General features: G+C 72.6%; 22 protein-coding genes and 1 pseudogene. 18 read left to right on the forward strand and 5 right to left on the reverse strand.

The window, feature by feature from the left end:
• Window positions 1-3: 3 nt before the first annotated feature.
• From OG737_RS23705 to OG737_RS23720, 4 genes are all read left to right on the forward strand, one after another.
• Window positions 4-1,038 (forward strand): ABC transporter substrate-binding protein, encoded by a 1,035-nt coding sequence (locus OG737_RS23705; RefSeq protein ID WP_405678078.1) that lies wholly within the window; start codon window positions 4-6, stop codon window positions 1,036-1,038.
• Between the two features lie 6 nt (window positions 1,039-1,044).
• Window positions 1,045-1,869, forward strand: coding sequence for an ABC transporter ATP-binding protein (locus OG737_RS23710; protein WP_328928151.1), 825 nt, complete (start codon window positions 1,045-1,047; stop codon window positions 1,867-1,869).
• A complete protein-coding gene (locus OG737_RS23715) occupies window positions 1,866-2,903 on the forward strand; it encodes an ABC transporter permease subunit (RefSeq protein WP_405678076.1) in 1,038 nt (345 codons plus the stop codon). The genes OG737_RS23710 and OG737_RS23715 overlap by 4 nt, the downstream gene beginning before the upstream one ends.
• A gap of 80 nt (window positions 2,904-2,983) precedes the next feature.
• Entirely contained in the window at window positions 2,984-4,324 is a 1,341-nt protein-coding gene (locus OG737_RS23720; RefSeq protein ID WP_405921945.1) for an LLM class flavin-dependent oxidoreductase, read from the forward strand.
• A 100-nt stretch (window positions 4,325-4,424) separates the two neighbouring features.
• Here the strand turns inward: OG737_RS23720 and OG737_RS23725 are convergent.
• Window positions 4,425-4,865 (reverse strand): annotated as a pseudogene (locus tag OG737_RS23725) (zinc-binding dehydrogenase); the annotation flags it as partial.
• 65 nt (window positions 4,866-4,930) lie between these two features.
• Window positions 4,931-5,683 (reverse strand): DUF2470 domain-containing protein, encoded by a 753-nt coding sequence (locus OG737_RS23730; protein ID WP_405678074.1) that lies wholly within the window; start codon window positions 5,681-5,683, stop codon window positions 4,931-4,933.
• 141 nt (window positions 5,684-5,824) lie between these two features.
• Between OG737_RS23730 and OG737_RS23735 the strand changes: the two genes are divergently transcribed.
• The 4 genes from OG737_RS23735 (at window position 5,825) to OG737_RS23750 (ending at window position 8,562) form a co-directional block, all read left to right on the forward strand.
• Window positions 5,825-6,220: a cell division protein SepF gene (locus OG737_RS23735; RefSeq protein ID WP_030012729.1), complete on the forward strand. Its 396-nt coding sequence runs from the start codon at window positions 5,825-5,827 to the stop codon at window positions 6,218-6,220.
• A 67-nt stretch (window positions 6,221-6,287) separates the two neighbouring features.
• On the forward strand, window positions 6,288-7,553 hold the full coding sequence (locus OG737_RS23740) for an ATP-binding protein (RefSeq protein WP_405678071.1): 1,266 nt from the start codon (window positions 6,288-6,290) through the stop codon (window positions 7,551-7,553).
• Window positions 7,550-7,951 (forward strand): nucleotide pyrophosphohydrolase, encoded by a 402-nt coding sequence (locus OG737_RS23745; protein WP_328928155.1) that lies wholly within the window; start codon window positions 7,550-7,552, stop codon window positions 7,949-7,951. The genes OG737_RS23740 and OG737_RS23745 overlap by 4 nt, the downstream gene beginning before the upstream one ends.
• A gap of 125 nt (window positions 7,952-8,076) precedes the next feature.
• Entirely contained in the window at window positions 8,077-8,562 is a 486-nt protein-coding gene (locus OG737_RS23750; protein ID WP_405678068.1) for a DUF6099 family protein, read from the forward strand.
• 49 nt (window positions 8,563-8,611) lie between these two features.
• Here OG737_RS23750 and OG737_RS23755 read toward each other — a convergent pair whose 3' ends face one another.
• A complete protein-coding gene (locus tag OG737_RS23755) occupies window positions 8,612-8,869 on the reverse strand; it encodes a hypothetical protein (protein WP_405678065.1) in 258 nt (85 codons plus the stop codon).
• A gap of 215 nt (window positions 8,870-9,084) precedes the next feature.
• On the opposite strand from OG737_RS23755, the gene OG737_RS23760 reads away from it, so the two are divergent.
• The 9 genes from OG737_RS23760 to OG737_RS23800 all read left to right on the forward strand — a co-directional run bounded on the left by OG737_RS23760 (window position 9,085) and on the right by OG737_RS23800 (window position 21,339).
• Entirely contained in the window at window positions 9,085-10,008 is a 924-nt protein-coding gene (locus OG737_RS23760) for an LLM class F420-dependent oxidoreductase (RefSeq protein WP_328928157.1), read from the forward strand.
• 27 nt (window positions 10,009-10,035) lie between these two features.
• Window positions 10,036-10,911 (forward strand): homocysteine S-methyltransferase, encoded by an 876-nt coding sequence (gene mmuM, locus OG737_RS23765; RefSeq protein WP_328928158.1) that lies wholly within the window; start codon window positions 10,036-10,038, stop codon window positions 10,909-10,911.
• Window positions 10,912-10,949: 38 nt separating this feature from the next.
• Window positions 10,950-12,473: a 3' terminal RNA ribose 2'-O-methyltransferase Hen1 gene (locus OG737_RS23770; RefSeq protein WP_328928159.1), complete on the forward strand. Its 1,524-nt coding sequence runs from the start codon at window positions 10,950-10,952 to the stop codon at window positions 12,471-12,473.
• Entirely contained in the window at window positions 12,470-15,043 is a 2,574-nt protein-coding gene (locus tag OG737_RS23775; RefSeq protein WP_328928160.1) for a polynucleotide kinase-phosphatase, read from the forward strand. Before OG737_RS23770 ends, OG737_RS23775 begins: the two co-directional genes overlap by 4 nt.
• 199 nt (window positions 15,044-15,242) lie before the next feature.
• Window positions 15,243-15,719: a hypothetical protein gene (locus OG737_RS23780; RefSeq protein ID WP_405678062.1), complete on the forward strand. Its 477-nt coding sequence runs from the start codon at window positions 15,243-15,245 to the stop codon at window positions 15,717-15,719.
• 46 nt (window positions 15,720-15,765) lie between these two features.
• Window positions 15,766-16,992, forward strand: coding sequence for an arginine deiminase (locus OG737_RS23785; protein WP_328928162.1), 1,227 nt, complete (start codon window positions 15,766-15,768; stop codon window positions 16,990-16,992).
• A 95-nt stretch (window positions 16,993-17,087) separates the two neighbouring features.
• The gene (gene argF / locus OG737_RS23790; protein ID WP_328928163.1) at window positions 17,088-18,098 is read left to right on the forward strand and encodes an ornithine carbamoyltransferase; all 1,011 of its coding nucleotides are present in this window, start codon (window positions 17,088-17,090) and stop codon (window positions 18,096-18,098) included.
• A gap of 159 nt (window positions 18,099-18,257) precedes the next feature.
• Window positions 18,258-19,085, forward strand: a complete 828-nt coding sequence (locus tag OG737_RS23795) for an enoyl-CoA hydratase family protein (protein WP_328928164.1) — start codon at window positions 18,258-18,260, stop codon at window positions 19,083-19,085.
• Between the two features lie 4 nt (window positions 19,086-19,089).
• Window positions 19,090-21,339: a bifunctional salicylyl-CoA 5-hydroxylase/oxidoreductase gene (locus OG737_RS23800; protein ID WP_405921946.1), complete on the forward strand. Its 2,250-nt coding sequence runs from the start codon at window positions 19,090-19,092 to the stop codon at window positions 21,337-21,339.
• A 586-nt stretch (window positions 21,340-21,925) separates the two neighbouring features.
• On the opposite strand, the gene OG737_RS23805 is transcribed toward OG737_RS23800, so the two are convergent.
• Complete coding sequence (locus tag OG737_RS23805; RefSeq protein WP_328928166.1) at window positions 21,926-24,808, reverse strand: hypothetical protein; 2,883 nt, start codon at window positions 24,806-24,808, stop codon at window positions 21,926-21,928.
• A gap of 44 nt (window positions 24,809-24,852) precedes the next feature.
• On the opposite strand from OG737_RS23805, the gene OG737_RS23810 reads away from it, so the two are divergent.
• Window positions 24,853-25,407: a hypothetical protein gene (locus tag OG737_RS23810; RefSeq protein ID WP_328928167.1), complete on the forward strand. Its 555-nt coding sequence runs from the start codon at window positions 24,853-24,855 to the stop codon at window positions 25,405-25,407.
• A gap of 62 nt (window positions 25,408-25,469) precedes the next feature.
• On the opposite strand, the gene OG737_RS23815 is transcribed toward OG737_RS23810, so the two are convergent.
• Window positions 25,470-26,000, reverse strand: a complete 531-nt coding sequence (locus tag OG737_RS23815; RefSeq protein WP_328928168.1) for an NUDIX hydrolase — start codon at window positions 25,998-26,000, stop codon at window positions 25,470-25,472.
• Window positions 26,001-26,142 lie beyond the last annotated feature (142 nt).

Consider the following 26,142-nt stretch of genomic DNA (forward strand, 5'->3'; position numbering starts at 1 on the left):
GCCATGCCCGCAGCCTTCACCTCGACCTCCACCTCCCGGCGCCAGTTCCTGACCCTGCTCGGCATCTCGGCGGCCGCGGTGAGCTGCGGCACGGCCACCGCCGGCGGCTCCGGCTCCGGCTCGCAGATCAAGACCCTGAAGTACCAGGGCGCCGTCGGCGCGGTCACTCTCCCCGAACTCGCCGCGGACCTCGGCTATTTCGAGGACGTCACACTCGAATGGGTCGGCAACACCATCAGCGGCCCGCAGGACATCCAGTCCGCCGCCACCGGCCAGACCCACTTCGGCAGCGCCTTCAACGGCGCGGTCATCAAGCTCGCCGCCGGCAACGCCCCGATCAAGGCCGTCATCTCCTCCTACGGCTCCGACCAGTACTCCTACGGCGGCTACTTCGTCCTGGAGGACAGCCCGATCCGCTCCGCCCGCGACCTGATCGGCAAAAAGGTCGGGATGAACACCCTGGGCGCCCACTACCAGGCCCTGCTCGACCTCTACCTGAGCCGCAACGACCTGTCCAAGGCGGACGCGGCCAAGGTCGAGGCCCTGGTGGTGCCGCCCGTCAACACCGAACAGTCGCTGCGCCAGAAGCAGATCGAGGTCGGAGTGCTCACCGGGATCCTCCGCGACAAGGCCCTCGCGAACGGCGGCATCCGCCCGCTGTTCACCGATGTCGAGCTGCTCGGACCCTTCAGCGCCGGCACCTACATCATGACCGAGCGCTTCATCAAGCAGAACCCGGACACCGTACGGACCTTCACGACCGGCGTGGCCAAGGCCATCGAATGGTCCCGCACCACCCCGCGCGAGGAGGCCGTCGCGCGCATGACGGAGATCGTCAAGAAGCGCGGGCGCAACGAGGACACCGCCGCACTGCAGTACTGGCGCTCGTTCGGGATCGCCGAGACGGGCGGCCGGATACCCGACCAGTCCTTCCAGCTCTGGATCGACTGGCTCGGCGAGCGCGGCGACATCAAGAAGGGCCAGTTCAAGCCGTCCGACCTCTACACCAACGAGTTCAACGGCTACGGAAAGGGCTGACCGGACATGGCGAAGATCGTTTTCGAGGGAGTGGGCAAGACCTTCCCGGCCAGGAACAAGGGCCGGGGCAAGGAGGGGTTCACCGCCCTCGACGGCATCGACCTGGAGATAGGGGCGGGGGAGTTCGTGGTCGTCGTGGGCCCCAGCGGCTGCGGCAAATCGACCCTCCTGGACCTGCTCGGCGGCCTGTCCCGGCCGACGGCCGGGCGGATCCTGCTCGACGGCGAGCCCGTCACCGGTCCCGGCCTGGACCGGGGCATCGTCTTCCAGCAGTACGCGCTGCTCCCGTGGCGCACGGCACTGGGCAACGTCGCATTCGGCCTGGAGGCCACCGGCGTACCGAGGCGTCAACGAGCCGACCGCGCCCGGGAGTTCCTGGACCTCGTCGGACTCGCCGGCTTCGAGGACCGGCACCCGCACGAGCTGTCCGGCGGCATGCGCCAGCGCGTGGCGATCGCCCGCTCGCTGGCCTACGACCCGGACGTGCTGCTGATGGACGAGCCGTTCGCCGCGCTCGACGCGCAGACCCGCGAGTCCCTCCAGGACGAGCTGCGCCGCATCTGGCAGCGCACCGGCAAGACCGTCGTCTTCATCACCCACGGCATCGAGGAGGCCGTCTACCTCGGCCAGAAGGTGGCCGTCATGACCTCCCGCCCGGGACGGGTCAAGGAGGTCGTCCCCGTCACCTTCGGCGAGCGCGGGCCCGGCCTGCAGGGCGAGGACCTGCGCTCCAGCCCGGAGTTCGCCCGCTACCGCCACGAGATCTGGACCCTGCTCCACGACGAGGTGGCCCGTGCTCAGCAACTGGAGAAGGAGGAGGCCACCGTATGACCACGAACGCCAGCCCCGCCGCCACCGCCCTGGCCGGGCAGGAGGAGGACGCCCGCGGCCCGGCCGCGCCGGAGGCTCCCGCCACCGGGCCGGACGCCCGTCCGGTGCCCGAGACCACCCGGCCCCCGGCCACCGCCGATGCGGTACGGGATCCCGCGTCACCCGCGCTCCCCGGCGCCGGGCGGAGCGCCGGCCGAGCCACGGCGAAAGCCCCGGCCCCGGCGGGAGCGCCGGCCAAAGCTTCGGCCCCCGTCCGGCAGACCGCCAGGGCACTGGCGCGGTGGCTGCGCGCCCTCGCCCTGCGGTCCGCGGCCGTCCTGGCCCTGCTCGCCGTCTGGGAGACGGCACCCCGGTTCGGCCTGGTCGACGCCACCTTCCTGCCACCGGTCAGCCAGGTCGCCGTGGCCTGGTGGGAACTCCTGGGCAACGGCCAGCTCGGCACGCACGTCTCGGCCAGCCTCGTCCGTTCCTTCGGCGGCTTCGGGATCGCCGTCGCCGTCGCCGTCCCGCTCGGCCTGCTCATCGGCTGGTACCGGCCGGTCGCCACGCTGCTCGGCCCGCTGCTGGAGGTGTTCCGCAACACCGCCGCGCTCGCCCTGCTGCCGGTCTTCGTACTCCTGCTCGGCATCGGGGAGACGTCGAAGGTCTCGATCGTCGTCTACGCCTGCGTGTGGCCGATCCTGCTGAACACCATCAGCGCGGTCGGGAACGTCGACCCCACCCTCGTCAGACTGGCCCGCTCGATGGACCTGTCCACGCCCAGGCTCTTCCAGAAGGTGATCCTGCCGGCCTCGGTCCCGGCCGTCTTCACCGGGATCCGCCTCGCCGGAGCCGTCTCCATCCTCGTCCTCGTGGCCGCCGAGATGATCGGCGCGAAGGCGGGCCTCGGCTACCTGATCAACGCCTCGCAGTTCAACTTCGCGATCCCGCAGATGTACGCGGGCATCGTCACCATCTCCGCCATCGGCGTGGCCTTCAACCAGCTGCTGGTCGCGGTCGAACGCCGCCTCAGCGTCTGGCGCGTCCCCGCCTGACCGCTCCGGCTCAGGCCCCCGGCCCCCGCCCCGGCTCAGGCCCCGACGCCGCCCCCCGACACCGAACACAAGGAACAGCCATGACCGCGACCCGGACCCTGCACCTCAACGCCTTCCTCATGAACGCCGGACACCACGACGCCGCCTGGCGCCATCCGGACAGCACCCCCGAACGCGTCACCGACCTGCGGTACTTCCAGGAACTGGCCCGCACCGCCGAGCGCGGACGGCTCGACTCGATCTTCTTCGCCGACGGGGTCGCCCTCTGGGGCAAGGCCCGCTACAACGCCGTCGGCGGGTTCGAGCCGCTCACCCTGCTCTCCGCGATCGCCGCCGTCACCGAGCACATCGGGCTGATCGCCACCGTCTCCACCACCTTCAACGAGCCCTTCCACACGGCCCGGAAGTTCGCCTCCCTCGACCACATCAGCGGCGGCCGCGCCGGCTGGAACATCGTCACCTCCGGAAGCGTCGACGAGGCCCGCAACTTCAACCGCGACGAGCACCTGGAGCACAGCCTCCGCTACGACCGGGCCCGCGAGTTCCTCGACGTCGCCACCAAGCTCTGGGACAGCTGGGAGGACGACGCGATCGTCCTCGACAAGGAGCGCGGCATCTACGCCGACACCGGCAAGCTCCACCCGGCCGCCCACCGCGGCGAGTACTTCGGCGTGGCCGGCCCGCTCAACGTGCCCCGCTCCCCGCAGGGCCACCCGCTCCTGGTGCAGGCGGGCTCCTCCGAGGACGGCAAGGAGTTCGCCGCCCAGTACGCCGAGGCAGTCTTCACCGCCCAGCAGACCCTCGCCGACGGCCAGACCTTCTACAAGGACCTCAAGTCCCGCCTGGCGAAGTACGGCCGCACCGAGAGCGACCTGCTCGTCCTGCCCGGCATCGCGCCCGTCATCGGCTCCACCGAGGCCGAGGCCAAAGCCCTGAAGCAGCAGCTCACCGACCTCCAGGTGCCGGAGTACGGCCTCGCCCAGCTCTCCCAGATGCTCGGCGTCGACCTCACCGGCCACCCCCTCGACGGCACGCTGCCCGAGCTCCCGGAGGAGCGGGACATCAACGGAAACAAGAGCCGATTCACCCTCGTCGCCGAACTCGCGCGCCGCGACGGCCTCACCCTGCGCGAGCTGATCGCCCGCCTCGGCGCCGGCCGCGGCCACAGGGTCTTCGCCGGCACCCCCGAGCAGATCGCCGACCAGCTGGAGGAGTGGTTCACGCACGGAGCCGCCGACGGCTTCAACATCATGGCGCCCGTCCTGCCCACCGGCCTGACCGACTTCGTCGACCACGTGGTGCCGATCCTCCAGCGGCGCGGGCTCTTCCGCACCGAGTACACCGGCCGCACCCTCCGCGAGAACTACGGCCTGCCGCGCCCGGCCAACCGCTACACCGGTACGCAGCCCGTCACCGCGTGAGTGCGGGGGCGGGAGCGGGGGAGGGGGCGGTCCGCGAGGGACCGCCCCCTTCTCGTGCGGTCAGAGCTTCCGCGCGTCGGAGGGGCAGGCCGTCAGGCCGTCATACCGTCAGGACGATCTTGCCGAGGGTGCGGCCGGCGGCGCTCAGTTCCGCGTGCTCCACGTTGACGGTGAGGCGCCCGCTGTCGGCCAGCTCCGCCAGGAAGGTCAGGTCGGCGGTGTCCGGCCGTACCCACAGCTGGTGGGCGCCCTTGGCCGCGGCCTCGTAGTCGGCGATGGAGACCACCCGGTCGCGCTGCCTGACGAGCGACTGGAGGATTTCGATGACGTCGTCCCCGTAGAAGTCGAGGGCCGCGTCGACGCCTTCGGGCGCCAGCTCGCGGATGCGGTCGGCCATGCCGTCCCCGTACAGCACGGGCTCGGCGCCGAGCGAGCGCAGGTAGTCGTGGTTGTGCGCGCCCGCCGTGCCGATGACCCGCAGGCCGAGGGCGACGGCGATCTGCACGCCGAAGGAGCCGGTGCCGCCCGCCGCGGAGGCGATGGCTTTCATGATCGCCGCCAATCGGGTGTAGTGGCCCGCTATTCCCGGGCCCGGCCGGGCCGGACTCAGGCGGGCAGGGTGTTGCGGTGCGAACGCCGCCTGGCAGCGCTGAAGAGGGCCTGGATCTGGGCGCCCGACTGATCCACGTCGTCCAGCGGCGAGGGGAAGGGCAGCCGTACGTCGCGGTGGCCGCGCCGCTCCTCCAGCCGCAGGGTGATCCCGTACCGGTCCATCGCGACCGGCAGCGCGCGGAGCAGGGCGGCGGTGGGCAGCGGATCGACCAGGCGCAGCAGCAGGGTGACGAGGTCGGCGTGGTCGTCGAGCAGGTGCGTGAGCATGCCCGCCTCGTACGGGGCCAGCGGGTCGGGGCGGGCCTCGTCCAGCTCGTGGAGTCCGACGTACGAGAAGCCGTCCGCGGTCTCCAGGACGGCCTGGCCGAACTCCACGCAGGTGGAGCCGGTGTTCTCGTCCGATCCGCGCGGGCTGTTCGGGTAGTCCGAGTAAGGGGTGAGCAGGCGGCCCAGGACGGTCACCCGGGCCCGCACCCGGTCGCGCGCGGGCGTGGGGGTGACGTCGGTGAACTCCAGCCGGATCGCGGGCCGGAGCTCGGCGTCGCCGCCCGGCTCGGCGGGGTGCAGGTGCAGCCGGCCCATCGGGTCCGTGCCGTCGAGGTGGCGGACCTCGGTGCGCAGTCCGTCGGTGACCACGGTCATGGAGTGGGCGGCGGCCAGGATCGACCGGACCCGCGCGGCATCGGTGGGACGGGCGGCGGGGTGGGCGGGGACACCGGAGATGCGCATCTGGATCTTCTCCATCATCGCGACTGAGTTAGGTATGCCTAACCTAACCTATTCGGCTCGCGGGGAGCAGCCGGTCTGGTTCGTGTCGGTGTTGGGCTGAACGGGTGAAACGCGAGAGGATAGGGGGATGCACATGAAGCGCGCGGCCGAGGCGGCCCGGTGAGCAGGTACGACGTCACCGATGAACAGTGGGAGGGGCTCGCGCAGGTGGTCCCCCTGCGCAGTCGCAACGAATGGCCCTCCCGGGTGGACCACCGCACCATCCCCACGGCGCCCGGCGCGTCGGCGGCGGAGCAGCGGCGCTTCGTGGTGATCCGGGTTCAGATCTTCGCGGACGCGCGGGAGGTGGCGGAGTATCTGATCGCGCAGATCCCGGTGCTGCTCGACCTCACCGGCGCGGACAGCGAAGTGGCCAAGCGGATCCTGGACTTCAGCAGTGGTGTCGTCTTCGGGCTCGGCAGCGGAATGCACCGGGTCGACCGGAACGTCTTCCTGCTGGCGCCCGTCGGGACCGAGGTCGAGGGGATCGCGGCCGCCGCCGTCCCCCGATCGTAGGAAGGTCGCCGCGACGGAACGGTTCGCCGGGTCCACGGGGGGTCCGGCGGCCCGTACCGTCCCGCGCATGGACGCCCCCCTGGACGCGCCGGCGGGCCTCGCCCCCGCCGCGGTCGCGTTAGCCGACGCCGCCGTTCCCGACGAGCCCGCCGTCGCCGGAGTTCCCGCCTCTCCCGCCACTCCCGCCGTTCCCGCACAGGCGGGCCGCGCCCAGCCGCGGCCCGTGGTCACCGAGTTGCGGCTCTCCGCCTTCGGGCCGCACCGCGGTGCGGCCTTCCGGCTCGGGCCCGTCACCGTCTTCGCCGGACCGAGCGGCAGCGGCAAGTCCCAGGCGCTGGCCGCCTACGAGGCCCTCGCCGCGCTGGGTTCCGGGGCCACCCTGGAGGAGGCCTTCCCCGACCCCGGTGCCCGGATCCCCGACCTGGCCGTCCCCGACGCCGAGCGGCGGCGCGGCTTCCGTGTCGGCTGCACGGTCGACGGGCCCGCCGGTCCGGTCCGGCTCGACCTCGCCGTCCAGGCGGAGCCCACCGTGCGCATCGTCGGCGAACGGCTCTCGCAGGACGGGCGGATCCTGCTCGCCACCGCCCTGCGCGACCCCGGCCGGCGCACCGTACAGGCCGCGTGGCTGACCGGCGGCGCCATCGGTGTCACCCGGGCCCCGCTGCCCGACGACCAGCTCGGTACCGCCCTGCTCCCGCTCCGCGTGGCCGGCGCCACGGCCGGCCAGCGCCAGGTGCTGGCCGCCGCCGAGCAGGTCGTGGTGGCACTGCGCTCGGTGTTCCCCTGCGACCCCCGCCCCGAGCGGATGCGCGCCCCCGTCCCGCCGGGGGAGGGCAGGCTGCTGGGCGACTGCGCCAACCTGGCCGACGTGCTGCGCCGCACCCGCCACGAATGCGGCACCCGGCACGCGCTGCTCGCCGAAGCGGCCCGCACCGGCTGCGCGGGACCGGTCGCCGGGCTGGACGTACGGGCGCCCGCGGGCGGCCCCGTCACGGCGGTGCTCGACCGCGGCCCCGCCCGGCCCGCCACCGAACTGGCCCGCCTGGGCGCGGGCGAACTGCGTTTCCTCGCGCTGGCGCTGGTCCTGCTGACCGGGCCCGGGGTGCTCGCCATGGACCCGGCCGCCGAGCTGCTGTCCGCGCGGCAGGCACTGACGGTGCTGGCCGACGGGTTCGACCGGGGCCTGGACCGGGCCCAGAGCGCCGAACTGCTCCGGCTGGCCCTGCTGGCCTGCGGACGCGGCCACATCCGGCTGGCGGCGGCGGTGGGGGAGGAGACCGCGGCGGCCGCCCGCCGCCTCCCCGGGGTCACGGTGGTAGACCTGACCCCATGAGCGACACGCATGACACGGACGGCGCGGGCGAGAGCCCCGAGACGTCCGGCGACAGGCTGGACGGACTCCGGCGCAGGCTCGTCGACTTCGCGGCGGCGCGCGGCTGGGAGCCGTACCACACGCCCAAGAACCTGGCGGTGGCGCTGAGCGTGGAGGCCTCGGAACTGGTCGAGATCTTCCAGTGGCTGACGCCGGAACAGTCGGCGAAGGTCATGGAGAAGCCGGAAACGGCTCACCGCGTGGCCGACGAGGTGGCCGACGTGCTGGCGTATCTGCTGCAATTCTGTGAGGTCCTCGGGGTGGATGTGCTGGATGCGCTCGCCGCGAAGATCGAGAGGAACGAGCTCCGCTTCCCGGTACCGGGCGGTCCGACGGCAGATCGTCACTCTTCGGAGTGATGGACTCCATCACAATCACATTTGTGTCCACTATTTTCCGAATACCCCTGGCTTTACTGGCCCATTGCCCTCACTCTGGGTAGTGGTGAGGAACGGTGGGATGTCGTGCGGACGGGGGACGGCATATGGATGCGGTACGGCTCATCGCGGCCGGCCGGCACGCGCTGGCACAGAGTGGGGCTGCGTGGGACATCGTGGGCGAGGCCTGGCAGGCCCAGGCGCTCGCGCAGGGTGTAGGAGGCTATCTGGCGGTTACCGGACCGCCGGAGATGAGAGCGGAGGCACGGGGACTGGGGGAAGCGGGCAGCAGAGGCTGCGGCGTGATCGACCGGGCGGCCCTGAGCGGAGAGGGCAGCGCGCCCGACTATCCGCCGCGGGCCGCGCAGTTGACGCAGGTGTCGGATGTCCGCCAAGCGCTGCTCGGACTCCAGGCGCTGCTGGGTGAAGTGGGCATAGCCCTGGTCGGGGTCGCCTGCGGGACGGATGACGAGACCCTGTACTGGCAGTGCATAGAGTCGATCGACGCGGCTGACGAGTCGAGCGACCGGGTACGGGCGATCCTGCGCCGCATGGCGGTCCGTGAGCGGGGGTCCGCCTCGGGAGTTGCCTGAGCGCGGCGGCACGAGTGGGGTCCCGTCGCGCGCGACGGGACCCGCACGGTCAGGACGACCGGTCGGAGGGGCGCCCCCTCCCGGGGGCACCGCTGCCGGGGGTGCGGTCCGTGGAGGACTGGAGGTCGGCGTCGAGCTGCGAGAGGTCGGCGTTCAGTGCCGCCATCAGCTCTTCCATCTGCTGCAGCAGTCCCTTCGGCGCGCCGCCTTGGGCGGCCGAGGCGGAGTCCTGGCACGCATCGTCGTGTGCTGCCTGTCCGGTCTGTCCGGTCTGTCGGCGGGTCTCCGGCACGGCCTCGTGGGACATGGCGGCCTCCTCGGCCCTGGCCCTTCCGCAGTGGAAGGGGCGGTGGACGCACCGGCGAAGGGCCGCCGGCGCGCGGGCCGGGCGGTCCGGCTCCGTCCGAGCAAACGATCTCCTTCAGGGCTGGTCACTGGCCGGGCAGGGGCGGACACGTCCGGTTGACGCGATTCACCCGGCGAGGGGCGGTACGGGCGGGGACGGAGGGCAGGATGGAGGGCATGGACCTCCGCATTTTCACCGAGCCCCAGCAGGGTGCGAGCTACGAGACCCTCCTGACCGTCGCCAAGGCCACCGAGGACCTCGGCTTCGACGCCTTCTTCCGCTCCGACCACTATCTGAAGATGGGCTCGGCCGACGGCCTGCCCGGACCCACCGACGCGTGGATCACCCTCGCGGGCCTGGCCCGCGAGACCAAGCGGATCCGCCTGGGCACGCTGATGACGGCCGGGACCTTCCGGCTGCCCGGTGTGCTCGCCATCCAGGTGGCCCAGGTCGACCAGATGTCCGGTGGCCGGGTCGAACTGGGCCTGGGCGCAGGCTGGTTCGAGGAGGAGCACAAGGCGTACGGGATCCCCTTCCCAGCGGACCGGATGTCCCGGCTGGAGGAGCAGCTGGAGATCGTCACCGGTCTGTGGGCCACCGAGGTGGGAGCCGCCTTCGACTACGCGGGCACCCACTACCAGGTGGAGAAGTCGCCCGCGCTCCCCAAGCCCGCCCAGGCCAAGGTGCCCGTCCTCATCGGCGGTCACGGTGCCCGGCGTACCCCGCGGCTCGCCGCGCGGTACGCGGACGAGTTCAACATGCCCTTCGCCTCGGTCTCCGACAGCGAGCGGCAGTTCGGGCGGGTCCGGGAGGCCGCGGAGGCGGCCGGGCGGGGGCCCGACGGCCTCGTCTACTCCAACGCGCTCGTGGTCTGCGTCGGCAAGGACGACGCCGAAGTGGCCCGCCGGGCCGCCGCCATCGGCCGCGACGTGGCCGAGCTCAAGGCCAACGGCCTCGCGGGCTCCCCGGCCGAGGTCGTGGAGAAGATCGGGGCCTACGGCGCCATCGGCTCCTCCCGCGTCTACCTCCAGCTCCTCGACCTCGACGACCTGGACCACCTGGAGCTGATCTCCGCCCAGGTGCTTCCCCAGCTCGGCTGATACAAGGACCCGAGGAGGGAGTACCACATGCCCCGCGCGTCCGGCCCGCTCGCCGAAGCCCTGGCCCACAGGACCGTGCTCCTGGACGGCGGGCTGAGCAACCAGCTCGCCGCCCAGGGCTGCGACCTGTCCGGCGTTCTGTGGACGGGCCGGGTGCTCGCCGAGCGGCCCGACCAGGTCGAGGCCGCCCACACGGCGTACGCGCGGGCCGGCGCCGAGGTGCTGATCACCGCGAGCTACCAGATCGGCTCCGGCCGCCCCGGGGCCGCCGAGCTGCTCCACCGCAGCGTGGACCTCGCCGCCCGAGCCGCCGAGGCCGCCGACCACGAGGTGTGGGTGGCCGCCTCCGTCGGCCCGTACGGAGCGGTCCTCGCGGACGGCTCCGAGTACCGCGGCCGGTACGGCCTGAGCGTGCGCGAGCTCGCCGACTTCCACCGCCCCCGCATCGAGGCCCTGCTCGCCGCGGGCCCCGACGTCCTGGCCCTGGAGACCCTCCCCGACCCGGCCGAGGCCGAGGCCCTGCTCACCGTCCTCGCGGAGACGGGCGCCCCGGCCTGGCTGAGCTACACCGTCGCCGGCGGCCGGACCCGATCCGGTGCCCCCCTCCCCGGGGCCTTCGCCCTCGCGGCCGCGGCGCCGCAGGTCATCGCGGTCGGCGTCAACTGCTGCGACCCGGCCGAGGTCCTGCCCGCCCTCGAAGCGGCGGCCGCCACCACCGGCAAGCCGCTCCTGGCCTACCCCAACGACGGATCGGTCTGGGACGCCGGTACCCGCACCTGGCAGTCCCCCCGGACCCCCGTCCCCTGGCCCACCGACGCCTGGCACCGCGCGGGCGCCCGCCTCATCGGCGGCTGCTGCCGCATCGGCCCCGAGCGGATCGCGGATCTGGCCGCCGGAAAATAGGGCGCAGCCAGGGCGGGTGAGCAGCAACAATCGGTCGTGTGTTCCTGACGATCTCCACCACCGGCTCCCCCGAACGACCCGCCACCGACCTGGGCTTTCTTCTGCACAAGCATCCCGGGAAGACGCAGGCGTTCTCCACCTCCCACGGCACCGCCCACGTGTTCTACCCCGAGGCCACGGCCCAGCTGTGCACGGCGGCCCTGCTGCTGGAGGTGGATCCCGTCGCGCTCGTGCGGCGCGGTCAGGGCAAGGGCCGGGGCGGAGCGCCCGACGCCGCGCTCGCGCAGTACGTCAACGACCGCCCGTACGCCGCCTCCTCGCTGCTCGCCGTCGCGCTGAGCGGGGTGTTCCGCAGTGCGCTGGGGGGCCGGTGCACCGCCCGGCCGGAACTGGCCGAGCAGGCCCGGCCGCTACGCGTCGAGATCCCGGTGCTGCCCGCGCGCGGCGGGCCGGAGCTGGTGCACCGGCTGTTCGACCCGCTCGGGTGGGACCTCGTGCAGGCCGAACCCGTACCGCTCGACGAACGGTTCCCCGAGTGGGGGGACTCCCGTTACGTGCGGCTCGTGCTGGAGGGCGAGCTGAAGCTCGCCGACGCCCTGCGCCAGCTGTACGTCCTGCTGCCCGTGCTCGACGACGCCAAGCACTACTGGGTCGCTCCCGACGAGGTCGACAAGCTGCTGCGCGCCGGAGACGGCTGGCTCGCCGCCCACCCCGAGAACGGACTGATCAGCTCGCGCTACCTCGCCCGCCACAAGCGGCTGACCCAGGACGCCCTGGAGCGGCTGGAGCTGGTCCGCCTCGCCGAGGCCGACGGCAGCGAGGTCGAGGAGCTCGACAACGCCGTGGACGAGAACCGCGACACGGAGGAGCGGCCCGTGCCGCTCGCCTTGCACCGGCGCGACGCGATCCTCGCCGCGCTGCGCACCGCCGGAGCCGCCCGCGTCCTCGACCTCGGCTGCGGACAGGGGCAGTTGGTCCAGGCGCTGCTCAAGGAGCCGGCGTACACCGAGATCGTCGGCATGGACGTGTCCGTGCGGGCCCTGAACCTGGCGGCCAAGCGGCTGCGGCTGGAGCGGATGGGGGAGCGGCAGAGCACGCGCGTCCGGCTGCTGCAGGGCTCCCTCGCCTACACCGACAAGCGGCTCGCCGGCTACGACGCCGCCGTGCTCAGCGAGGTCATCGAGCACCTGGACCCGGAGCGGCTGCCCGCGCTGGAGTACGCGGTGTTCGGCTCGGCCCGCCCCCGCACGGTCCTCGTCACCACCCCGAACGTCGAGTACAACGTCCGCTGGGAGTCCCTGCCCGCCGGGCACGTCCGCCACGGCGACCACCGCTTCGAGTGGACCCGCGCGGAGTTCCGCGCCTGGGCCGGCGAGGTCGCCCGGCGCCACGGGTACGGGGTCGAGTTCGTCCCCGTCGGGGACGACGACCCCGAGGTCGGACCGCCCACCCAGATGGCCGTCTTCACCGCCGCCGACCACACCACCCACACCGATCACACCACCAGCACCGGCCGTACCGACGGCACCGACCGCACCCCGAAGGAGGGCGAGGCGGCATGACCGGCACCGAGACCCACCGCGTACTTCCCGTCACCGATCTCTCCCTCGTCGTCCTGATCGGAGCCACCGGATCGGGCAAGTCCACCTTCGCCCGCAAGCACTTCAAGCCCACCGAGGTCATCTCCTCCGACTACTGCCGGGGCCTGGTCAGCGACGACGAGAACGACCAGAGCGCGAGCCGGGACGCCTTCGACGTCCTGCACTACATCGCCGGCAAGCGCCTCGCCGCCGGACGCCTCACCGTCGTCGACGCCACCAGCGTCCAGGCCGACGCCCGCCGTCAGCTGGTCCAGCTCGCCCGCGAGCACGACGTGCTGCCCATCGCCGTCGTCCTGGACATGCCCGAGGAGGTGTGCGCCGAGCGCAACGCCGCCCGCCCCGACCGGGCCGGCCTGCCCCGCGCCGTCATCCAGCGCCACCGCCGGGACCTGCGGCGCTCGCTGCGCGGTCTGGAGCGCGAGGGCTTCCGCAAGGTGCACGTGCTGCGCTCGGTCGAGGAGGCCGAGACGGCGGAGGTCGTCCTGGAGAAGCGGTTCAACGACCTCACCCACCTCACCGGCCCCTTCGACATCATCGGCGACATCCACGGCTGCGCCTCCGAGCTGGAGACCCTGCTCGCCGAGCTCGGCTACGCGGACGGGGCGCACCCCGAGGGCCGCACCGCCGTCTTCGTCGGCGACCTCGTCGACCGCGGGCCGGACAGCCCCGGCGTGCTGCGGCGCGTCATGGGCATGGTCAAGTCCGGCAACGCCCTGTGCGTGCCCGGGAACCACGAGAACAAGCTCGGCCGTTATCTGAAGGGCTCCAAGGTCCAGCAGACCCACGGACTGGCAGAGACCGTCGAGCAGCTGTCCCACGAGCCGGAGGAGTTCGTCCAGGAGGTGCGGGATTTCATCCGCGGCCTCGTCAGCCACTACGTCCTCGACGGCGGCAAGCTCGTGGTCTGCCACGCCGGCCTGCCCGAGAAGTACCACGGCCGCACCTCCGGCCGGGTCCGCTCGCACGCCCTGTACGGGGAGACCACCGGCGAGACGGACGAGTTCGGCCTGCCCGTGCGCTACCCGTGGGCCGAGGACTACCGCGGCAAGGCCGTGGTGGTCTACGGCCACACCCCGGTCCCGGACACGACCTGGATCAACAACACCATCTGCCTCGACACCGGCGCCGTCTTCGGCGGGAAGATGACCGCCCTGCGCTGGCCCGAGCGCGAACTGGTCGACGTACCGGCCGAGAAGGTCTGGTACGAGCCGGTCAAGCCGCTCGCCGCCGAGGCACCCGGGGGGCACGACGGCCGCCCGCTGGACCTGGCCGACGTGCACGGGCGCCGGATCGTCGAGACCCGGCACCTGGGCAACGTCACCGTGCGCGAGGAGAACGCGGCCGCGGCCCTGGAGGTCATGAGCCGCTTCGCGGTCGACCCGCGGCTGGTGCCGTACCTGCCGCCGACCATGGCGCCGACCGCCACCTCCCGCGAGGAGGCCCGCGACGGAGCCGCTGACGGGGGCTACCTGGAGCACCCGGCCGAGGCCTTCGCCCAGTACCGCAAGGACGGCATCGCCCAGGTGGTGTGCGAGGAGAAGCACATGGGCTCCCGCGCCACCGTCCTGGTCTGCAAGGACGCCGATGCGGCGCGCGAGCGCTTCGGCGTCGAGGGCCCGACCGGGTCCGTCTACACCCGCACCGGGCGGCCCTTCTTCAAGGACCCCGAGGTCACCGAGGAGGTCCTCACCCGGCTCCGCTCGGCGGTCACCGACGCCGGACTCTGGGAGGAGCTCGGTACGGACTGGCTGCTGCTCGACGGGGAACTGCTGCCCTGGTCCCTGAAGTCCGCCGGCCTGCTGCGCAACCAGTACGCCGCCGTGGGCGCGGCCTCGGGCGCCGTCTTCCCGGGCGCGATCGCCGCCCTGGAGGCGGCCGCCGCCCGGGGCATCGACACCGGCGAGCTGCTGGCGCGCCAGCGCGGCCGGGCCGACGACGCGGCCGCGTTCACCGACGCCTACCGGCGCTACTGCTGGACCACCGACGGGCTGGAGGGCGTACGGTTCGCGCCGTTCCAGCTGCTGGCGGCGGCCGGGCGGTCGCTGGCCGCGGTGCCCCACGACGAGCAGCTGTTCTGGCTGGACCGGCTCGTCGCCGCCGACGAGGCGGCGGGCACCGGGCTGCTGCGCCGCACCGGCCGGATCCTGGTGGACACCGCGGACGAGGACTCGGTACGGGCGGGCACCGACTGGTGGCTGGAGCTGACGGCCGCGGGCGGCGAGGGCATGGTCGTCAAGCCGCTCCAGGCGTACGCCCGCGACGGGAAGGGCCGCCTGGTCCAGCCCGGGATCAAGGTGCGCGGGCGCGAGTACCTGCGGATCATCTACGGTCCGGAGTACACGCGCCCCGACCACCTGGAGCGGCTGCGCGAGCGGTTCCTCGGCCACAAGCGCTCCCTCGCCCTGCGCGAGTACGCGCTCGGGCTGGAGGCGCTCGACCGGCTGGCGGCGGGGGAGCCGCTGTGGCGGGTGCACGAGGCCGTCTTCGCGGTGCTCGCCCTGGAGTCGGAGCCGGTCGACCCCCGGCTGTGAGATCCACCCGGGCGTGACCGGGGCGTAAAGCCAGGACCCCCGTACGGCCTCGAATTAGGTCGTATGGGGGAACTTTCCCGGAGAACTCCGGGAAACCCACCCGCGGGATCGTTCATCCAGGGCAGCGGAATGTCCGCGACCCTGGAAGGACGGAACGTCACCTATGAAGATGACCGCGCGCGGAAGCATTGCGGCACTCATGACCTGTATGGCCGCGGCCGGCGCGGCCACCCCGGCCGTGGCCGACTCGGTGCCGGTCGGTGTCCCGCTCGACGCCGTGAAGACCACGCTGGGGGTGGAGACCCCGAAGGTGGCGACCGGGGTGCCGGTGCCGACCGTGGGAGCGCCCGAGGCGCCCCGCTTCCACAGGGGGAACATGCTCCCCACCCCGCTGCTCCCGGCGGTCCCGATCGGCACCGAGCTCGGCAGCACCCTCGTCACCTCACCGGTGCCGAACCTGCTGGGCAAGCCGGAGACGGACGGCGAGGGCTCGCTGGAGTCACCGGCCACCGACCTGCTCGCCCGGACCCCCGGCGTGGTCGCCGGCGGTCTGCTGACGATGCCGGACGCCTCCAACTCCGGTGTGCCGAACGTGGGCCTGCCCGAACTGGGCCTGACCACCCCGGAACTGATCGGCGCCCCGACGGCGCTTCTCGGCCTCGGCACCCCCCGCTGAGCAGACGCCACGTCAAAGAGCCGCCCGGTCTGCGAACGTGTACGGCATGGGATTCCATGTCGACTCCGAGACCGGGCGGCTTCGCCGCGTCATCCTCCACCGGCCCGACCTGGAGCTGAAGCGGCTCACACCCAGCAACAAGGACGCGCTCCTCTTCGACGACGTGCTGTGGGTGCGCCGGGCCCGCCAGGAGCACGACGGCTTCGCGGACGTGCTGCGCGACCGGGGCGTGGAGGTCCACCTCTTCGGCGACCTGCTGTGCGAGGCCCTCGGCATCCCGGAGGCGAGACACCTCGTACTGGACCGGGTCTTCGACGAGAAGGAGTACGGGCCGCTCGCCACCGACCACCTCAGGTCGGCCTTCGACGGGCTGAGCTCAGCCGCCCTGGCCGAGGCGCTGGTCGGCGGGATGACCAAGCGGGAGTTCCTGGAGCGGCACACCGAGCCGGTGTCGGTGCGCTTCCACGCCATGGAACTGGACGACTTCCTGCTCGGCCCGATGCCCAACCACCTGTTCACCCGGGACACCTCCGCCTGGATCTACGACGGCGTGTCCATCAACGCGATGCGCTGGCCCGCACGGCAGCGCGAGACCGTCCACTTCGAGGCGATCTACAGGCACCATCCGCTCTTCACCGCCTCCGGCGCCTTCCACTACTGGTCGCAGGGCCAGGCCGACTACCCCTCGACCATCGAAGGCGGTGACGTGCTGGTCATCGGGAACGGCGCGGTGCTCATCGGGATGAGCGAGCGGACCACTCCGCAGGCGGTGGAGATGCTCGCGCGGGGTCTGTTCGCCGCCGGGTCGGCGACCTCCATCGTGGCCCTGGACATGCCGAAGCGGCGTGCCTTCATGCACCTGGACACGGTGATGACGATGGTCGACGGAGATACGTTCACCCAGTACGCCGGACTCGGCATGCTCCGCTCCTACACGATCGAGCCGGGTGACGGTCCGGGCGAGCTGAAGGTGACCGACCACCGGCCGGAGCACATGCACCGGGCCATCGCGGCGGCGCTCGGGCTGGACTCGATCCGGGTGCTGACCGCGACGCAGGACGTGCACTCGGCGGAGCGCGAGCAGTGGGACGACGGGTGCAACGTGCTGGCCGTGGAGCCGGGCGTGGTGGTCGCCTACGAGCGGAACGTGACGACCAACACCCATCTGCGCAAGGAGGGCATCGAGGTGATCGAGATTCCGGGCAGCGAGCTGGGGCGGGGCCGCGGCGGACCGCGCTGCATGAGCTGCCCGGTCGAGCGGGACGCGGTCTGAAGGCTTCGTCACATGCGGAGACAGGTCTGTATATCAATGCAGTGGATCGTATAGACTTCCAACATCCCCTGTCACCGTGATGCTGGAGCGACCCCATGGCCACCGACCTCGCCGGCCGCAGTTTTCTCAAGGAGCTCGACTTCACCGCCGCCGAGTTCCGCGGTCTGGTCGAGCTCGCCGCGGGCCTCAAGGCGGCCAAGAAGGCCGGGACCGAGCAGCCCTCGCTCCAGGGCAGGAACATCGCGCTGATCTTCGAGAAGACCTCGACGCGCACCCGCTGCGCCTTCGAGGTCGCCGCCGCGGACCAGGGGGCCCGCACCACCTACCTCGACCCCGCGGGCTCCCAGATGGGCCACAAGGAGTCGGTCAAGGACACGGCGCGGGTGCTCGGCCGGATGTTCGACGGGATCGAGTACCGGGGTGACAGCCAGGACACCGTCGAGGCGCTCGCCGCTCATGCGGGCGTGCCCGTCTTCAACGGCCTCACCGACGACTGGCACCCCACCCAGATGCTGGCCGACGTGCTCACCATGACCGAGCACACCGCCAAGCCGCTGGAGCGGATCTCCTTCGCCTACCTCGGCGACGCCCGCTTCAACATGGGCAACTCGTACCTCGTGACCGGCGCGCTGCTGGGCATGGACGTACGGATCGTCGCGCCGGAGGCCTACTGGCCGGCCGAGCCCGTGGTGGCCGCGGCACGCGAACTCGCGGAGCGCAGCGGCGCCCGGATCACGCTGACCGAGGAGATCGCCGAGGGTGTGACCCAGGCCGACTTCGTCCTGACCGACATCTGGGTGTCCATGGGGGAGCCCAAGGAGGTCTGGGACGAGCGGATCGCGGCCCTGTCCCCCTACGCGGTGACCATGGACGTGCTGCGCGCCACCGGAAACCCGGACGTGAAGTTCATGCACTGCCTTCCGGCCTTCCACGACCTCGGTACCGAGGTGGCGCGGGAGATCCACGAGCGCCACGGGCTGGATTCCCTGGAGGTGACGGACGAGGTGTTCGAGTCCGCCCACTCCCTCGTGTTCGACGAGGCCGAGAACCGGCTGCACACCATCAAGGCCGTGCTGGTCGCCACGCTCGGAAAGCCCCGGGTGTAGCCCTGCGCGCGGCCCCTCGCGCAGCCCCTCGCATAGTCATGCGCGGGCCGGTCGGGGCAGGGGAACAGCCGCGCGGAGGCGGCGGGTGCGGTGCCTTCTCGCCACCAACATGTCGCGCTTCTGTGACGGCAGTCACGATCTGGTGATACCGTCGATCGTGTGAGCCCCTTCACCGGTTCCACAGAAGCGACCGAACGGTGGCGCCACCTCCGGGTGACCCGGCAGGACGGCGTGGCCACCGTCACCTTCGACCGCCCCGACAAGCTGAACGCGCTCACCTTCGGCGCCTACGCCGACCTGCGCGACCTGCTGGCCGAACTGTCCCGTGAACGGTCCGTACGCGCCCTCGTGCTCGGCGGCGAGGGACGCGGCTTCTGCTCCGGCGGGGACGTGGACGAGATCATCGGCGCCACCCTCGCCATGGACACCGCCCAGCTCCTCGACTTCAACCGGATGACCGGCCAGGTCGTCCGCGCCATCCGCGAATGCCCCTTCCCGGTCATCGCCGCCGTGCACGGGGTCGCCGCCGGAGCCGGGGCCGTCCTCGCACTCGCCGCCGACTTCCGGATCGCCGACCCCAGCGCCCGCTTCGCGTTCCTCTTCACCCGCGTCGGCCTCTCCGGCGGCGACATGGGCGCCGCCTACCTGCTGCCCCGCGTCGTCGGCCTCGGCCACGCCACCCGGCTGCTGATGCTCGGAGAGCCCGTACGCGCCGCCGAGGCCGAACGGATCGGCCTGCTCAGCGAGCTCACCGAGGAGGGCAAGGCCCACGTACGGGCCGCCGAGCTCGCCGCGCACCTGGCCGCCGGCCCCGCCCTCGCCTACGCGCAGACCAAGGCGCTCCTCACCGCCGAGCTCGACATGCCCCTGGCCGCGTCCGTGGAGCTGGACGCCAACACCCAGGCCCTGCTGATGAACGGCCAGGACTACGCGGAGTTCCACGCGGCCTTCACCGGGAAACGGCCGCCCGCCTGGAAGGGCAGGTAGCCGGATGTCCAAGGGCGCCATGCGGGTCGCCGTCGTCGGCGGGGGACCGGGCGGGCTGTACGCCGCCGCGCTGCTGGCCCGGCAGGGCCACACCGTCGAGGTCTGGGAGAGGGGCGCGCCGGACGACACCTTCGGCTTCGGCGTGGTCCTCTCCGACGAGACCCTCGGCGGCATCGAGCAGGCCGACACCGTGGTCTACGAGGCCCTGAGCGCGGAGTTCGTGCGCTGGGACGACGTGGACATCGTGCACCGCGGCCGGCTGCTGACCTCCGGCGGCCACGGCTTCGCCGCCCTCGGGCGGAGCCGGCTGCTGGAGATCCTGCACGAGCGCTGCGCCGGGCTGGGCGTCCGGCTGCGCTTCCGTACCGGGGCGGTGGACGCCGCGGCGCTCGCGGCCTCCCACGACCTGGTGGTCGCGGCCGACGGGGTGCACAGCGCGACCCGCGAGGCCGGCGCCGCGCACTTCGGGCCGACCGTGACCGGCGGGCGGTGCCGGTACATCTGGCTCGCCGCCGACTTCGCCTTCGAGGCCTTCCGCTTCGAGATCGCGGAGACCGAGCACGGGGTGATGCAGCTGCACGCCTACCCCTACTCCGCGGACGCCTCCACGGTGATCGTGGAGATGCGGGAGGAGGTGTGGCGGGCGGCGGGCTTCGACCTGTGCGACGAGAACGAGTCGGCGGCCCGCTGCGCCAAGATCTTCAGCGAGGCCCTGCGGGGCCGGCCCCTGCACGGCAACCGCTCGGCCTGGACCCGGTTCCGTACGGTGGTCAACGAACGCTGGTCGCACGGAAACGTGGCGCTGCTCGGCGACGCCGCGCACACCGCCCACTTCTCCATCGGGTCCGGCACCAAGCTGGCCGTCGAGGACGCCCTCGCGCTCGCCGAAGCCGTCCGCGCCGAGCCCGGCGTACCCGCCGCGCTCGCGGCGTACGAGGCCGCGCGGCGGCCGGCCGTGGCCAGCACCCAGCGGGCGGCGGCCGCCAGCATGCGCTGGTTCGAGGAGGCCGCCGGATACGTGGGCCAGCCCGCCCGGCAGTTCGCCTTCAACCTGCTCACGCGCAGCCGCCGGGTCACCCACGACAACCTGCGGATGCGCGACGACCGGTTCACCCGGGCCGTGGAACGGGACTTCGGCTGCCCGGACGAGCGGACCCCGCCCATGTTCACCCCGTTCACCCTGCGCGGGCTGACCCTGCGCAACCGGGTCGTGGTCTCACCGATGGACATGTACTCGGCCGGGGAGGGCGTCCCCGGCGACTTCCACCTCGTGCACCTGGGCGCGCGGGCGCTCGGCGGGGCCGGGCTGGTCATGACGGAGATGGTCTGCGTCAGCGCCGAGGGCCGGATCACCCCCGGTTGCACCGGCCTGTACACGCAGGAACAGGCAACCGCCTGGCGGCGGATCACCGACTTCGTGCACACCTCCGCGCCCGGTACCGCGCTCGGCGTCCAGCTCGGGCACTCGGGGCGCAAGGGAGCCACGCGCGTGATGTGGGAGGGCATGGACGACCCCCTCCCCGAGGGCGGCTGGCCGCTGGCGGCCGCCTCGGCGCTGCCCTACCGGCCGGGTGTCTCGGCCGTCCCCCGCGCCCTCACGGAGCATGACCTGGCAGCCGTCCGCTCGGACTTCGCGGCCGCCGCGGTCCGCGCCGCCGACTGCGGCTTCGACCTGCTCGAACTGCACTGTGCCCACGGCTACCTGCTCTCCGGGTTCCTCTCGCCGCTGACCAACCGGCGTGACGACGCCTACGGCGGCTCCCTGGAGAACCGGCTGCGCTTCCCGCTGGAGGTCTTCGACGCGGTCCGCGCCGTGTGGCCCGAGGACCGCCCGATGACGGTCCGCCTCTCGGCCACCGACTGGGCGCCGGGCGGCACCTCCCCGCAGGAGGCGGTGGACATCGCGGCCGCCTTCGCCGCGCACGGCGCGGACGCCGTCGACGTCTCGACCGGGCAGGTCGTCGCGGACGAGGCCCCGGAGTACGGGCGCTCGTACCAGACCCCGTACGCCGACCGGATCCGCAACGCGCTCGGCGTCCCCGTCATCGCCGTCGGGGCCATCTCCTCCTGGGACGACGTGAACTCGCTGCTGCTGGCCGGGCGCGCGGACCTCTGCGCCATCGGCCGCCCCCACCTGTACGACCCCCACTGGACCCTGCACGCGGCCGCCGACCAGTCCTACGAGGGCCCGGCCGCCCCCTGGCCCCCGCCCTACCGGGCGGGCAGCCGCACACCGCCGACGGGCCGCGGCTGAGGCCCGGGCGGCGACGGCCTGGCTCACCCGCTCCGGGCTCGACTCGCTCCGGCTCACGCCCGACGAACTCGCCGGTGAACACGGCCGAGTCAGAGCCCGCCGACTGCTCGAGACCCCCGCCTGGAGCCCCTTCTTCAAAGGCTTCGAGCCCTACCACAAGCTCCTGAACACGATCCAGAGCACTGTCGCCCACCGCAGCGCCATCCTGACCTTCCCCTACGACTGGGAGTGCGACGCCGTCGCCCTGGCTTACGCCAGCCGGTGCCGCTACCGCCGCGCGCAGCGCGGGCACGCCCGTAGCACGGGTCATGTCGGGAGCCGTCGCCAGGGGATGAGCCGGTGAGGTCGCTCGCCCTCGTAGGCCAGGTCGACGTCCGGACCGCGAGAATCGTCCGGCGAGTACCCCACCGCGGGCCCGGACACGGCGTCAGGACCCTCATCGCGCAGAGAGCCACTGATCAGTCCATGGCCGCGCTCGCAGGGCTGGTGGATCGGTGGTTTGGCGCTGGCCGGGCGCGCGGTGCCGGCAACGTCGCGCCTCCGGCAGTCTGCCTCTTCGGACAGACCCAACCGGGACGGGGGGCGGTCAGGCCGACAGGCCCGGCCTGCGGGGAGCGGTTGGCGGGGGTGTGGCCACGCGCGGCGTCGGCGCTGTGGCCGGGGGGAGCCTCGGGGTTCCCTGGCCGGGGGCGGTCCCGGGCTGGGTGGTCGCCGACAGCCGTGCGGAGTGGGTCCCGGCCGCCTGCGCCAGGCTGTGCAGGGCCTTGACGTCTTCGGGGGCGAAGCGTCCCGCCGCGACGGCGGCGGCCACCGCAGCGTCGGCCCGCTCGGCGACGGCTCCGTATGGCCCTGCGGCCGGGCCAGGCCCCTCGGGCAGGTCGTGCGGGGGCAGCTGCTGCCAGGCTTCGCGGAGGGCACTGATCCGTGGATGGTCCGAGTCGGCCAGCTGCCGGCCCATGTCCGTCCCGATCCAGGCCTGGAAGGAGCGGGTGACGTCTTCGGCTGCGTGCACGGCCTCCTTGGGCGTGGTGTACGCGGGGGGTGCGGAGGTACCTGCGAGCCGCGTGGCCGGAGCGGCGTCGCCATCGGCGCTCGGCCCTTCGCTCAATCCCTGCTGCCGGGGTGGCCGTCCATCGAAGGATGTGACGGCCGGTGCTGTGGCCGGGCCATCCTGGCGGCGTTCGGCCGCTCGGTGTCTGGCGAGGTGGGAGCCCTGAAGGGCTGTGGCCATGAAGCCGGAGGAAACGTTTCCGCTCTCCGGCGGGGCCACCTTCCCGTCGAGGACGGCAAGCTGCGCCATGACGTCGCGGCTGAAGACGTTGCCGGGCAGCATGCGGGAGGCGGCGCCTGTCACATCGACCGTGTGCTGCCGCCCCTGCGCCTCGAACTCCAGCCGGTAGCCCAGGTACTGGCGGTCACCGTCGAAGACCAGTTCCCCGCGGACCTCGCCGCCCGCGGAGCGCACCGAAGCCTCCATCGAGTCCAGGGCATGAGGGAGGCGGGAAACGCGGCCGAGGCACGCCAGGTACGCGTCGCCCTCGATTCCGAAGGACTCTCCCGCGCTGTCGAGGGCCTCCAGGCGGACTCGACCGTCGGGGGCGGTCACCATGCCGATCGCCCCGAGGTAGCGCCCGTTGAACGTCACGAGCCGGCCGTCGCCGCCGTACTCGGCGTCGTGTTCGCGGCGCAGCGCCGTGTACTGGGCGTCGTTGTGGAGCACGAACGGCGCGTCCTTGCCGACCATGAAGACCCTGGCGTCCGGGTTGGCCTGGAGGATGATCTCCGCGTTGGCGATGGCGGCGCCGCCGACTCCGGCGATGACCCAGTCCTTGGCGACGAAGGGGTCGTAGTCGCCGTCCCCGACTTCGTCACCCATGAGGACGCGGCCGGGCGCGACGGCTCGGGCCTGCTCCCACGCCGCGGTCGCCCGCAGGGTCTCGGTCGCGCTCTCGACGCGCGTGTCCTCGGAGGCCCTCAGGGCCTCGGAGACCTGCCGGTCGGCAAGCACGTCCAGGGTCGCTGCGGCGTGGCCCTCGCCCCCGGGCAGCGCAAGGAGCCGGTCACGGGCCGCGGCGGCGTCCGGCGTGCCCGCCGCGGTGAGGGACTCCGCGAGAACGTCGGCCGCCTCCCGTACGGTCGGCACCTGCCGGTTGGCGCCCGGAACGATCTCGGGCGGAATGCCGGTGGCGAGCAGCGGGGAGCCCTGGACCTCGACCTTCACCGGGGGAGAGCCGTCGGCCGGGATGATCTCGGCGATCAGGCGGCCCTCGGCGCCGATGCTCAGCTCCGCCCTGCCGTCGATGAGGGGGCCGCGCACCGCAGCGGTGTCCTCCCACAGCTGGAGCGCGGGAAGGGGCACACGCTCCTGCGGACCCGCGAACTGGTACGGGTCGCCCATGCCGCTCTGGCGCAGGTGGCGTACCTGGTCGGCTGATTGGACGATCGCCTCGATGGGGTCGACGTGCCAGCGTCCCCGCGCATCCACGAGCAGGACGTCGGGGTCGCGCCCGGCGAGCGCGGCGCCGCCGCCGATCATGATCTCGAACTCCGGGTGCCGGCCTGCGGGCAGGGCCGCCTGCCGCGCACGCAGTTCGGCGAGCGTCCGGCTACTGAGGTCGGTCCGCTGCCGGGCGGCCTCGGCGGCCGTCTGTACCAGTTCCTCACGCGGTACAGGAGTCCCGTCCGGCCGCAGTCCGGGCATGGGGAACTCGCCCAGGGCCTGCGGAGCCTGCACCCGGGCGGCGCGCGCCGCCCGCGCTCCGGCCAGTGCCGCCGCGTCGGCTGCGTGCAGTCGCTCGACGGGCAGGGCGAGTTCTGCCATCGCGTCACGCGCCTCCTCCCGCAGGCGCGAGCGCACGATCTTCAGGCGTACGTCAGCCGCGTACGCCTCGGCGGCGTGGCTCTGCGCGTCATCGGCCGGCGCCCCCGGCCTGAGCCCCGACTCGTCGACGAGGATCGAGAACCGGTCGCGGGCCTCCTGCCGTTCCGGGGCCGGAAGCCCCGCCTCGTTCATCCGGCCCGCCAGGTAGTCGAATTCGCCCACACGGCCCAAGTCCGCGTCGGACAACTCCAGATGCGCGGGCAGTGCGGCACCGGTTGCCAGAAGGTCTTCCAGCGGTGCCTGTCCTTCGGCTGCAGACCGCTGCCGTACGGCGAGCAGCTCGCCCACTTCGCGGGACAGCAGCTGTCCGGCCTCCTCCGGCGGCAGCGTGTCGGCGAGCTGGACGACGTACCGGTCGGTGGTCGTGTTGGTGAAGGTGCGCGCCACCAGCGGCTGCGGCAGCGCCGCCGTGTCCAGGCGCAGCTCGATCCGCTGCCCGGCGGGGTCGCTGAGGAGGAAGAAGCGCCGCCCGTCCTGCTCGGTCATGGAGCCGCCGCGCAGCCGGTCGGAGTAGAGCTGCCGAAGCACCATCGGCAACGCGGCCTCCGCTTCGGCGAGCAGCCGTCCCTCGCCGATGTGCAGGTCCACTGACATTCCCCCGTTTGACGTGCCGATTCCCGTATGATCATGACATGTTGATCGCTCGTTCGGCGCAGGAAGCGCACCTCTACATGGATCTTCACGCCTGTGTATGCGGCGCGACGCAGTTCGCCCGGGAGCACCGGCTGGAGGACCGCGAGGGGGTCCTGGTCAGCGTGTACGAGGGGGTCTGCCCCCAATGCGGTCGTACGCGCTCCTACGCGTTCACGATCTCCGGCGACCGGCCTCCGGCGCCCCCGGCGTTTGGCGGTCCCGAGCCTTCGCAGATCATCGACCCCGGCGAGTTCCTGTGGGTCAGTGACCGAATGTCGACCGAGTCGGGGCTGAGGCTGCTGAACACCCCGGCGGCCGAACACCGCGAGATCCGTCCGGCCGCCGCGTACGGGACCGCCGCGCTCGAGGAGGTCGCCAAGTTCCTGCCGGAGGACGCCGACCGGATCCCGGAGGACCGCTTCACGTCCGAGCGGGGACGGGAGATGTACGCGAAGGACCCGTCACGGTTCACGCGCAAGGACATCGACGCCGCGCTGGAGCTGGACCGGAAGGTCCTTGCCGGCATCGACCGGTACAGCCCGCCTCAGAGCTGAGAGCGCAGCCAAGGGTGCGGCCCCGGTAGCAGAGGGCCGCGCCTCGGCGTTGGCTGGCAGGCTCAGGCCCTGAGGTCCAGCAGCAGGGCCATCAAGCCCACCAGCGTCGCGCTGCTGACGATCTCCCGTCGGGCGATCATGCCGGGGATGTCGGTCAGCGGGATCCATTCCAGCCGGTCCGACTCGTTGCGTTCGGTGGGCTCGCCGATACGACGAACCCCGTCCGCGCGGAACACGAAGTGCCGACTGTCGGTGATCCCGGCCGCCGGCTGTGCGTGGATCAGCGCACTTACGGCCTGCGGACGCCACCCGGTCTCCTCCTCCAGCTCCCGGGCCGCGGCAATCTCAGGGCTTTCACCGTCCTCGACCAGACCCATGGGCAGCTCCCAGGCCCAGGTGTCTGTGACGAAGCGGTGGCGCCACATCATCAGCACGCGCTGCTGCTCGTCGACGGCCGCCGCGACGGCGAGGTCCCGCAGCCGTACGACGTGGTAGTCGGTGCGGGCGCCGTCCGGCTGCTCCACGTCCAGCGAACGCAGCCGCACCCAGGGGGTGTCGTAGAGCGTGCGCTCGCCGTGAACGGTCCATCGCATGTCGTGCCTGCTCTCAGTGATTATCGGGTCGGACATCGGTGTGCCGCGGTCTCGGGCCCGCACTCCTGAGGCCACGGTGGACATGGGGAGCCCCGGCGTCGCCGCCGGGGCTCCCCCATGTCCTTTCATCGAGGGCAGCCGT

This window comes from Streptomyces sp. NBC_00122 (assembly GCF_045160845.1).
Classification (GTDB): Bacteria; Actinomycetota; Actinomycetes; order Streptomycetales; family Streptomycetaceae; genus Streptomyces.

Excerpts from the sequence above, each read along its gene's own strand:
- OG737_RS23705 (WP_405678078.1), top strand. The coding sequence starts at position 4 with ATGCCCGCAGCCTTCACCTCGACCTCCACCTCCCGGCGCCAGTTCCTG.
- OG737_RS23710 (WP_328928151.1), top strand. The coding sequence starts at position 1,045 with ATGGCGAAGATCGTTTTCGAGGGAGTGGGCAAGACCTTCCCGGCCAGG.
- OG737_RS23715 (WP_405678076.1), top strand. The coding sequence starts at position 1,866 with ATGACCACGAACGCCAGCCCCGCCGCCACCGCCCTGGCCGGGCAGGAG.
- OG737_RS23720 (WP_405921945.1), top strand. The coding sequence starts at position 2,984 with ATGACCGCGACCCGGACCCTGCACCTCAACGCCTTCCTCATGAACGCC.
- OG737_RS23730 (WP_405678074.1), bottom strand. The coding sequence starts at position 5,683 with ATGATGGAGAAGATCCAGATGCGCATCTCCGGTGTCCCCGCCCACCCC.
- OG737_RS23740 (WP_405678071.1), top strand. The coding sequence starts at position 6,288 with ATGGACGCCCCCCTGGACGCGCCGGCGGGCCTCGCCCCCGCCGCGGTC.
- OG737_RS23745 (WP_328928155.1), top strand. The coding sequence starts at position 7,550 with ATGAGCGACACGCATGACACGGACGGCGCGGGCGAGAGCCCCGAGACG.
- OG737_RS23750 (WP_405678068.1), top strand. The coding sequence starts at position 8,077 with ATGGATGCGGTACGGCTCATCGCGGCCGGCCGGCACGCGCTGGCACAG.
- OG737_RS23755 (WP_405678065.1), bottom strand. The coding sequence starts at position 8,869 with ATGTCCCACGAGGCCGTGCCGGAGACCCGCCGACAGACCGGACAGACC.
- OG737_RS23760 (WP_328928157.1), top strand. The coding sequence starts at position 9,085 with ATGGACCTCCGCATTTTCACCGAGCCCCAGCAGGGTGCGAGCTACGAG.
- mmuM (WP_328928158.1), top strand. The coding sequence starts at position 10,036 with ATGCCCCGCGCGTCCGGCCCGCTCGCCGAAGCCCTGGCCCACAGGACC.
- OG737_RS23775 (WP_328928160.1), top strand. The coding sequence starts at position 12,470 with ATGACCGGCACCGAGACCCACCGCGTACTTCCCGTCACCGATCTCTCC.
- OG737_RS23780 (WP_405678062.1), top strand. The coding sequence starts at position 15,243 with ATGACCTGTATGGCCGCGGCCGGCGCGGCCACCCCGGCCGTGGCCGAC.
- OG737_RS23785 (WP_328928162.1), top strand. The coding sequence starts at position 15,766 with ATGGGATTCCATGTCGACTCCGAGACCGGGCGGCTTCGCCGCGTCATC.
- argF (WP_328928163.1), top strand. The coding sequence starts at position 17,088 with ATGGCCACCGACCTCGCCGGCCGCAGTTTTCTCAAGGAGCTCGACTTC.
- OG737_RS23800 (WP_405921946.1), top strand. The coding sequence starts at position 19,090 with ATGTCCAAGGGCGCCATGCGGGTCGCCGTCGTCGGCGGGGGACCGGGC.
- OG737_RS23810 (WP_328928167.1), top strand. The coding sequence starts at position 24,853 with ATGTTGATCGCTCGTTCGGCGCAGGAAGCGCACCTCTACATGGATCTT.
- OG737_RS23815 (WP_328928168.1), bottom strand. The coding sequence starts at position 26,000 with ATGCGATGGACCGTTCACGGCGAGCGCACGCTCTACGACACCCCCTGG.